Origin of the sequence: Citrobacter sp. wls711 (genome assembly GCF_005281055.1) — a bacterium.
GTDB lineage: Bacteria > Pseudomonadota > Gammaproteobacteria > Enterobacterales > Enterobacteriaceae > Citrobacter > Citrobacter gillenii.
In genome coordinates this window covers 22,715-31,720 of record NZ_SZXC01000080.1, presented here as the reverse complement: position 1 = coordinate 31,720, position 9,006 = coordinate 22,715, and the positions used below count along the sequence as shown (strand labels likewise).

Here is a 9,006-nt window from a genome sequence, read left to right as displayed (position 1 = left end):
ATGACCTGCTTATTCGCACCTTCCCTAAGCCTTTGGCATCAATGATATCGACACCATTTTTTCCACAATTCATAAAGTTGCGCAGTAATTAGTCGACGACTGGCCCTTGCTAAATAATTTTCATTTCAGCATGAGTTGTGCTTTAAAAATTCAATTCTGCAACTACACTCATTGGGCGAACAGAGCGAGAAATCCGCCGTTAATTCCAATAGCGGGTACGCGAATGAATATCAGCTCTTAGGGGAATATTATGTTAAATTGTCTATTCACCGCTGAAGAACTAACCCCCCAATAACCCCTGCGCAAAATGCCCAGTAGCAAACGCCAGCCCCGCTGCGGCCGTACCCATGATCAAAGTCCGGAGTCCTGATCGCATTGCTGGTAAGCCATAGACGATACTTTTAAGCATTCCGATACCCAAGAAGACGACGCCTGCCAAACCAAGACTCGTCAGGAACTGAATCTGACTCTCCATACCCGGGATGGCATAAGGCAGTAAAGGTAAAGCACCAACCGACAAAAATGCGGCGAAGGTAGTCAACGCGGCTCGGCGTGGGCTGAGTCCGGCACCCGAGAGTCCGTACTCTTCTCGCAACATGGTTGCTACCCACACATCGGGATTACGACTGATAGCCTCCACTACTTGCTCCAGCAATTCGCCGTCGAATCCCTTCGCCTGAAACAGCTGGCGAATTTCCTCACGTTCACCTTCTGGCACAGCACGGATATGTTCACGTTCTGTGCGTTCAGCAAATTTGATCTGATTCAACTGCGCCTGGCCCGCTTCGTAATTACTTACCGCCATGCTGAAGCCGTCTGCAATCAGGTTTGCAAAGCCGAGTACCAACGCAACCTGTGGCGAGAAACCTGCGCCGAACGCACCCGATACAACCGCAAACGTTGTAACGCAGCCATCGATGCCGCCAAGCACAGCATCTGGTAGCGTCGAGGCCTTAACGGGACCAGCAAGCCGTGCACGAACGGCATTAGGCTGGTGCTCGCTGAGCAGTCTTTCATTTTCTGTGGATGGCATCTTTCAGCTTCCTGTTCAGGACGCGATTTGGTGCTTTGGGATTATAGGCTCAGTTCGACCTTGTCACTTTATCTGTCAATATACATCTTCAAGATAACGTCCCTGGCCTCTCAGAGTTTCAATATCGATGTGCAAGGGTTTGAGAATGTCTTCTATAACCTGCCGCACAGCCGCCGCCATATCCTGGCCACCACAGACCAGTATCTGCGCACCGGTGTTAACCATCTGTCGCACGGCTAATTCATCCTGTTTGAGCTTATCCTGCACGTAGGCGCGCTCGTCTGTTCTTGAGAAGGCTGTGTTCAGCCCGCTCAGTCGATGATCCTCAAGATAGCGCCCAAGCTCAGGTTGGTAGAGAAAATCTGACCTGGCATCGCGACCGCCCCAGTACAGATACATAGGGTTGCAACTGGTATTGTTTCTGATGAAACCGGTTAACGGACCAATCCCGGCACCTGCACCAACAAGAATCACTGGTCGGTTACCGGTAGCTGGCCGAAAGCCTGGATTGGGGCGGATGAAGCCATCGATACAATCACCCGGCTTGAGGTCATGCAAATAACCGGAGCAAAGACCGCCGGCCTGCTTACGGACGCATATCTCAACAATTTCGTCATTTGCCGAGGACGCGAGCGAGTAGAACCGCGGGGGTTGACCGTGTGGGGGAATAACCCCCAAAAGGTCTCCCGCCTCGAACGGTGGCAGCGCTTTAAATCTTCTTGGAGAAGCCGTTAGCCATCCGCCCTGCTCCGCCGGTTTGAACCGGAAGATACTGGTGGGCGCCTGAACCGCAATCCCGTAATCCGCCCTTTCTACCAGTTCCAGTTTGACCGTTGCTGGCTGCAATGCACAGTAGTTCAAGAAAAGCGGAGTACCGATAACCTCACCAACCCGGTTTCCCCACTCACTGAATTGCGAGGCAGAACACCGATCAATCAGTTCAATGGCGTGCAAACGGCTGACGCCTTTACCGGCGAGCGCAGCATCCACCGACAAGGCAAACTGACAGAAGTTCGGAAACTGCCGGTCACCAAAACCCAGTACCGTGTATCGCAGGTTCTTCTCAGCCCGGAATTCTTTGAGCCTGGCCATAAACTGCCGGGCCGATGCGGGTGCATCACCATCGCCGTATGTCGAAGTCAGCACGAACAGCCTGGAAGCCTGCGGATACTGCTTAGCCAGGGCATTCATCTCGCTGCAATGCACGCGGAAACCGGCCTTATTCAGGCTGCTATGGAGTTCCCGGGCAAATCCCCAGGTGGCATTACCTTCGGAGCCGACCAGAATAATTGTATCCGCCTGAGCGGCATCGGCGTTGTCAGGAAGCTGCCCTGAAGACCGGCGACGCTGCCACCAGATGGTTGCACCTGTTATCGAGAGAGCTGGCACAGTCAGTGCCGCAGCGCCAAGAATCAGGCCAAGCCACCATAGGCCTTCACCGGTGTGCAAACGTACAATCCAGTCCTGCAATACGCCGCTGTCAGAGCGCGGCTGGAACTGCAGCAACTCGCCCGTAGCCTGGTCCACGAATCCGGAGCCGCCGGCGGTTGACAGTGAATAGACATCCTGCGGATCACCGGGATAGGGAAACACCAGTTCCCGGAGTTCGCCAAGATCGAAATTGCCTAGGGCTTTTAAGGTGCCCACAGGCGATGGTTGCCCGCCCGAGACCTCAGCCGGAAACCTTGGCCCGGTGTCAGGCGCTTCAGCCAGCAAACCAAAGCGCTGTGCGGACATATAGCTGCCGGTCAGCGCGGATAACAGTAGGCCGAGCACGGCAAACCGGGCCAATTCGGCATGGATTCGTTTCCCGCCAGAGCCGGAAAGCGGTCTTAATATATTCTTCCAACCCCCGGTACGCCGGGCTATCAAAAATATTCCCGAAAGACACAGAAGCACCATCAAAACAGCCAATACGCCGGCCAGCGCTCTACCGGCATCATCCAGCATAAACGCACGATGCAGATCCTTGATCCAGCCAAAGAATGCGGAAGGTTCGTAGGGCGTGCCCTCACCTGTTACCGGATTCACCAGATCCGCACCGGCCTGGCCGTCACGGCTGTAATAGACAATGACCTTGCCAGAAGGCTCTCGCACGATCTGCTCAGTCCCGGGATAGTGAGCAACGACCCGGTCTGCCAGCTCGGCAATACTGACTTCACCGGAAGCCGGAATGACCGCTGACACTCTATCCAGCGTCGGAGCCAAAGCCAACACAGCTCCCGTGACCGAGAGAACGATCAGGAACACGCCTGCAAGCAAACCCGGTAAACTGTGGAACTTGCGCAACATAATAGCCGATGCTCCTGGTGAATTATTGAAGCTCGTAGGTCAGAGCGCGCACGTAACCACGTCCTGAAACCGGCTTTCCGGACCCTTCGGTGGTCAGGGGGGCTATCACATCGGCTCTGATATCGCGCATATCTTCAACAGCAGAGTCGACTCGAACCTCATAGCCGTTGTCGATCAGCGAATCATCGAGGTTCACAGTCACTTTCAGCGTGCGGCCACTGGTAACACTGGCGCCAGTCAAGCCGTCATACTCTGCAGGATCAAGCCCACTGCCCCGGGCCCAGCCTCCCAGGTGTTTGTAGTATTTAGATTTCTTCCCGGAAACCCAAAGGGTACCCTGATACTCTCCGGCGGCATCGGTAAGATACAGCGCCAGATAGGCTCCATCGCCGCCGTAATTCTGTAGTTCCGTAGTGAAGGTCACGTCACGGGCCTGGGCGAATACCGGTAAAGCCAAGGCGGCGAAAAGGCTGCAAGTGAGAACAAACGTTTTCATAAATGGTCTCCAAAAACCTGATGAACGTTAAAGGAACAGGGCAAATTCGCTCAGTTACTCAACGGTAACCGTGGGACGCCCCTTGACGATGCCGTTGCGTGGCGCCTGACTTTTGGGATTGTCCTGTCCATTTTTCCTGTTGCCGCGGTCCCTCTCCTCATCGTCACTGTCTTCACGCTCCCATTTCATCATGGTCAATGAAGCGGGCGCGAAAGAGGCTTCTGCCCTGATCCCATCGGCATCGAGGCCCCGGACTTCATAACAACCGTCGTCAACCTTTATTCGGTGAACTGTCCAGCCTTCGGCTTCCAGCTTTTCACGCAGATTTTCACGGGGCTGCCAACTCGCCACCGGATCATCGCAGTCGTCATCGGCCAGTGCGGTGCCGCTCAGAAGTAACAAAGACAGGCTCAGAATAATGGGTTTGGTCTTCATGGTGTCTCTCCTGCTGGTTGTGTTAAATCCACTCTAAGGCGCTAACCTGACAACGACCTGAACAAACGAGGCCATTTCAGCGGAACTGAAAAGCTTCTTTATGGAAGCGAGTCAGGCGGAAGGGTGCTGCCCGCAAGCCGTTTCTAATGGCTTCCCCCAGCCCTGCCGGGCCGCAGAACCAGACCTCTGCGCCTGCTGCCGAGCGTCCGTTGGTAGACAACGTCTCGGCAGACAACCTCTGCCCCTTGCTGCTGTCATGAATCTCGAGGTGTATTCCGGGAAAGCCATCGCAAAGCGCCCGAAGTCGATCCACCATGGGATCCTGGCCGGCGTTGCGCGTGCAGTAATGCAGATCGGCTTCAGGCACGGTGGCGTCGGTGGCGCTGCTTAGAGCTTCGAGCCAGGCCAGAAACGGCGTGATCCCGATGCCACCGGCTATCCAGATCTGGTGGGATTTGCGGTTGCGGCGATCGAAGTTAAAACAGCCGTAAGGGCCTTCTATATTTACAGTTTGCCCCACGCTGATTTTCTGGCTCAGATTGCGGGTAAAGTCTCCGAGGGATTTGATGAGGAAGGTAACAGTGCCATTTTCCCGATCCGCACTGGCGATGGTGAACGGGTGCGCACCCTCAATCCGGTCGAAGGTCACAAAGGCGAATTGCCCCGCACGGTGACCGGGCCATGCCGGCCCCATGTGGCAGGTAACTTCGGTGACGTCCCGGTCTGGTGTTTTGATCGCGGTGACCATGCCGCGAACCTGGCGACGACGACCAACTCTGCCGGTCAGAGATAGCCCGCTGGCGATGCTCCCGCCAAAGAGCAAAATGGCCATCAGTAGTCCGATTGGCTGCTGCCACCATTGCAGCGGAGTCAGCCACGCCGCGTGGAAAGCGAGCAACAGATAAAGCACCGGCATGCCGCGATGCAAATAACGCCAGTATTTGTAGGGAAACTTGCGCCACAAAGTGATCAACAGCATGGCGAACAGCAGATAGACGGCGAACTCCCCTACCTCTTCCGCAGCATCGCGCATGGTGTCGATGAACCCGGAATAATCCTGATCGTGCAGCCTGCCGGCCTTTCCGAAAATCGACTCTATAACATCGTCACCCATTTCAATCAGCCAATGAGCTGCCGCGAATACCACTGCCAGAATGCCCGCCCATTTGTGGGTGCGATAGATCTGATCCAACCCGCCCAGCGGTCTCTCCAACCAGGCTGGGCGCAGTGCCAGCATCATGGTCAGTGACATCAGAGCAATGGATAACAGCCCACTGAGCAGCAGGCTCTGGTCATAGACTGCCCAGGGAGAACCGGCCCCAGGACCTGCAAAGAGGTTCCAGGCCCATAGGCCCAAAACCAACACAACGAAAGGAAAAATCATCCGCATCATCACATCTCCTGCGATCGGTACCTGGAATATTCCCCCGAAGGCTAGCGCCCAAACCTGACAGCCAGCTGAAGGTCGGTGAAGAGAGATCGAAGCGTTATTGACCATTCAGGCTGTTGTTCAGGTTCGAGCTGTAGTATCTTGATTTCAGGGCTGGGTCAGAGGTGAACAATGCGGGTTCTTTTGGTGGAGGATACGGCGGGATTGGGCGAGGCGGTCCGGGATCAGATTGCGGACGACGGCCACGCCGTGGACTGGGTGCAAACTCTGCGCTTTGCTGAGGCGAGTATCAGGACCACAGCCTACGACCTGATTCTGCTGGACCTGATGCTGCCCGACGGCCATGGCTTCGGCTTTTTGCGAACGATCCGGGCTACCGGAATAACAACACCGGTGATCATTCTGACCGCCAGGGATCAGGTGTCTGACCGGATTGAAGGATTGAATGCCGGTGCTGACGACTACCTGGTCAAACCCTTTGATCTTTCGGAGTTGTCGGCCCGCGTGGCCGCGGCGGCTCGCCGATATCGCGGCAATCCAAGCCCGATCATACAAGTGGGCGAGCTGATGATTGATCTTGGCGATCACCGCATCAGTCGCAACGGCCTGCCGGTAGAACTTACGGCACGGGAGTGGGCATTGTTTGAGGGCTTTATCCAGCGACCCGGAATGCTGTTATCGCGATCGCAACTGGAGGATCGTCTATACGCTTTCGGGGCCGAAATCGAAAGTAACACCATCGAAGTTTATGTCAGCCGTCTGCGTAAAAAGCTGGGGCGGGACGCTATCGTAACCGTCAGGGGAATGGGCTATCGCCTGGAAACACATGACCACTAGAACCAGCCTGCAAAAAACACTCGGTATCGGCCTGACACTCGGTGTCACCCTACTCTGGCTGTTGGGCGTGACCGCTTCGGGACTGGTGGCACAGCATGAAATGAACGAGGTCTTCGACAGTGCCCTGGAAGAAACCGCCCAGCGCATACTGCCACTGGCGGTCACCGACATCCTGAACCGTGAGAACGGCGCGGGCAATCAAAAGGCCCCAGCCCTGAAAGACCATGACGAATACCTGACCTATCTGGTACGGGACGAAGCTGGAAATATTCTGCTCCAGTCCCACGATGCCGACCCTGGCGTGTTTAGCAGGACCCCCGCGGAAGGGTTTTCAGATACTCTGACCCACCGGCTATATGGCGTATCTGCAGTCAGCAATACCATCTATCTTGAAGTGGCCGAACCCTTGGCGCACCGGCGTGAATCCGCTCTGGAGGCGGGATTAGCCTTACTGTTGCCTTTACTGGTGCTGATTCCGGTCAGCCTGTTGGGTGTCTGGTGGATTGTCCGGCTTTCCCTTCGTAAGGTGGTCGATTTTCAGCAAGACATTGAATCCCGCGGCGCGGGAGATCTGTCCCCTGTTGTAGAAGAGCAGTTACCCCGTGAATTTGAACCAATCGCCGGTGCCATCAACCGGCTGCTTGAGCGTTTGCATCGTGCTCTCGAATCAGAACGCAGCTTTACCGCCAACAGTGCCCATGAATTGCGAACTCCCCTGGCAACAGCGCTTGCCAAAGTGCAGCGACTGAAAACCAGAATGCCCGATGATTATCTCAAGAATGATGTTGCAGAAATTGAAGAAGCGTTACGCAGTCTCTCGGTGCTGTCCGGAAAACTGCTCGAGTTGGCAAAAGCAGAAGGTGGCGGTGCACTCTCACAAAGCCAGCAGGATCTTGTGCCCATCCTCGCGATGATTGCCCGGGATTTTGAGGCCCAGGCACCCGGGCGAGTTGTTTTATCCCTGCCGGAGCGCGAAGTGAACTCCTTTCTTGATCCCGATGCCTTCGCCATCCTGGTGCGTAACCTGATCGAGAATGCCCTTAAGCATGGTTCCCGTAGCGAGCCGGTGAAGATCAACCTGAACGATAATGGGGTTTTAAGGGTCTGCAATGGCGGTGCAAGAGTGCCACCGGAACAGCTCGCTCTTTTAAGAAACCGGTTTGCACGCGCCAAAACGGACGCTGCAGGTTCTGGCCTGGGCCTCGCGATTGCCGATGCGATTGCTAAAGGTGCCGGCATGACCCTGCATCTCAGATCGCCGGCAACAGGACGGCAGGATGGTTTTGAAGCGGAGCTGAATCTGGCATGTATCTGACACTCACCGACATTGTGCTGCTGACGAGCATCATTCAATCGCTGGCTCTTGCCGTTTTTCTCCTACTTCCATCCAACAGTGGGCTCATATCTAACCGACTCCTGGTTGCCACTCTGGTGTTCTTCGCCGCCGGGCTGGGAGAGATCTTCCTCTATGGCAGCGGGCTTGCGCTCCAGTACCCAAACTTCGCCTACCTCGGAACACTCATCGGACTTCTACAAGCCGGCACGCTCTATCTATATGCGCAATCGCTGATGTATCAGAATTTCCAGTTAAGCGGGAAGCATCTCGTGCACACGTTGCTCTTCTGGGTGGTCGGCGCAATTTTTCTGATTGAATATTATTTACAGCCAAGCGAGACCAAAGTTCAGATTCTGCTTGAACGGGACCACCCGGGCGTACTTACCTCTCCCCTTCTTGCAGTCGCTATTCACGCGGTCTTTCTGGGCTACCTGTACGCGACTATTCGTGCGATTAACCGTTTCGGCCTTGGTATTCGACAGATTTTCTCGAGTATTGAAAACAAACAACTTGCGTGGTTACGGACGCTTCTGATCGGCTATGCAGTGGCTTGGACCGTGAGCATGATGTACTGCCTTACAGCGCATGTGTTTAGAAGCGTGCCCGGAACCGAGTGGGTGGCCGGCGCTGGCGCTGTAACGGGCTTCATTTTCATCAATTTTCTGATGATAAACTCTCTTCGCCAACCCGTTGTTTTCTCTGGATTGGCAGCAGACCAGGTCGCCTTGCTGGAAGAAGAGCCCACGCCGCAGTTTGATCAAACTTTAAAGGTCAGGCTCCAACAGTTAATGCACCAGGAAAAGCCCCACTTGCACCCCAACCTGACCCTGGAACAACTTTCACGGAAATTGGGCGCCCCTTCAAGAGAGGTTTCACGGGCCATTAACCAAGGCTTTGGCTGCAATTTCTTTGAGTTCGTCAGTCGCTATCGCATCGACGAGGCGAAATCGCGCCTGGCCGATGCAGCCAATCAGGCAAATATTCTGCAAACTATGTATGACTCTGGCTTCAACTCGAAGTCCGTATTCAACACTGCTTTCAAGAAAGAGACAGGATTTACCCCCAGTGAATATCGCCGACGAGCCCTGCAGGGCGATATCCGACCCTAGCCACGATCCTGAACCTGGCTACCCGGCGTTCGAGTACGCTCTCACCCGATACTGAAACCTCTAAACAGCTGAATTGTA

General features: G+C 55.0%; 8 protein-coding genes. 3 read left to right on the top strand and 5 right to left on the bottom strand.

The window, feature by feature from the left end; translation table 11 throughout:
- Positions 1-280 precede the first annotated feature (280 nt).
- From FDW98_RS23070 to FDW98_RS23050, 5 genes are all read right to left on the bottom strand, one after another.
- Positions 281-1,033 carry a VIT1/CCC1 transporter family protein gene (locus tag FDW98_RS23070; protein WP_011784790.1) on the bottom strand — a complete coding sequence of 251 codons (753 nt, stop codon included), beginning with the start codon at positions 1,031-1,033 and terminating at the stop codon, positions 281-283.
- A 75-nt stretch (positions 1,034-1,108) separates the two neighbouring features.
- Complete coding sequence (locus tag FDW98_RS23065; RefSeq protein ID WP_020833790.1) at positions 1,109-3,325, bottom strand: PepSY domain-containing protein; 2,217 nt, start codon at positions 3,323-3,325, stop codon at positions 1,109-1,111.
- A gap of 22 nt (positions 3,326-3,347) precedes the next feature.
- Positions 3,348-3,821, bottom strand: coding sequence for a DUF2271 domain-containing protein (locus FDW98_RS23060; RefSeq protein WP_019677799.1), 474 nt, complete (start codon positions 3,819-3,821; stop codon positions 3,348-3,350).
- A 54-nt stretch (positions 3,822-3,875) separates the two neighbouring features.
- Positions 3,876-4,256, bottom strand: a complete 381-nt coding sequence (locus FDW98_RS23055; RefSeq protein ID WP_020833791.1) for a PepSY domain-containing protein — start codon at positions 4,254-4,256, stop codon at positions 3,876-3,878.
- 76 nt (positions 4,257-4,332) lie between these two features.
- Positions 4,333-5,649 carry a ferric reductase-like transmembrane domain-containing protein gene (locus FDW98_RS23050; protein WP_020833792.1) on the bottom strand — a complete coding sequence of 439 codons (1,317 nt, stop codon included), beginning with the start codon at positions 5,647-5,649 and terminating at the stop codon, positions 4,333-4,335.
- A 168-nt stretch (positions 5,650-5,817) separates the two neighbouring features.
- On the opposite strand from FDW98_RS23050, the gene FDW98_RS23045 reads away from it, so the two are divergent.
- Genes FDW98_RS23045 through FDW98_RS23035 form a run of 3 tightly spaced genes read left to right on the top strand, consistent with a single transcriptional unit; the run spans position 5,818 to position 8,928 of the window.
- Positions 5,818-6,483 (top strand): response regulator transcription factor, encoded by a 666-nt coding sequence (locus FDW98_RS23045; protein ID WP_020833793.1) that lies wholly within the window; start codon positions 5,818-5,820, stop codon positions 6,481-6,483.
- On the top strand, positions 6,473-7,798 hold the full coding sequence (locus FDW98_RS23040; protein ID WP_011786649.1) for an ATP-binding protein: 1,326 nt from the start codon (positions 6,473-6,475) through the stop codon (positions 7,796-7,798). The genes FDW98_RS23045 and FDW98_RS23040 overlap by 11 nt, the downstream gene beginning before the upstream one ends.
- Positions 7,789-8,928 (top strand): AraC family transcriptional regulator, encoded by a 1,140-nt coding sequence (locus FDW98_RS23035; protein ID WP_020833794.1) that lies wholly within the window; start codon positions 7,789-7,791, stop codon positions 8,926-8,928. Before FDW98_RS23040 ends, FDW98_RS23035 begins: the two co-directional genes overlap by 10 nt.
- Positions 8,929-9,006 lie beyond the last annotated feature (78 nt).

Excerpts from the sequence above, each read along its gene's own strand:
- FDW98_RS23070 (WP_011784790.1), bottom strand. The coding sequence starts at position 1,033 with ATGCCATCCACAGAAAATGAAAGACTGCTCAGCGAGCACCAGCCTAAT.
- FDW98_RS23065 (WP_020833790.1), bottom strand. The coding sequence starts at position 3,325 with ATGTTGCGCAAGTTCCACAGTTTACCGGGTTTGCTTGCAGGCGTGTTC.
- FDW98_RS23060 (WP_019677799.1), bottom strand. The coding sequence starts at position 3,821 with ATGAAAACGTTTGTTCTCACTTGCAGCCTTTTCGCCGCCTTGGCTTTA.
- FDW98_RS23055 (WP_020833791.1), bottom strand. The coding sequence starts at position 4,256 with ATGAAGACCAAACCCATTATTCTGAGCCTGTCTTTGTTACTTCTGAGC.
- FDW98_RS23050 (WP_020833792.1), bottom strand. The coding sequence starts at position 5,649 with ATGATGCGGATGATTTTTCCTTTCGTTGTGTTGGTTTTGGGCCTATGG.
- FDW98_RS23045 (WP_020833793.1), top strand. The coding sequence starts at position 5,818 with ATGCGGGTTCTTTTGGTGGAGGATACGGCGGGATTGGGCGAGGCGGTC.
- FDW98_RS23040 (WP_011786649.1), top strand. The coding sequence starts at position 6,473 with ATGACCACTAGAACCAGCCTGCAAAAAACACTCGGTATCGGCCTGACA.
- FDW98_RS23035 (WP_020833794.1), top strand. The coding sequence starts at position 7,789 with ATGTATCTGACACTCACCGACATTGTGCTGCTGACGAGCATCATTCAA.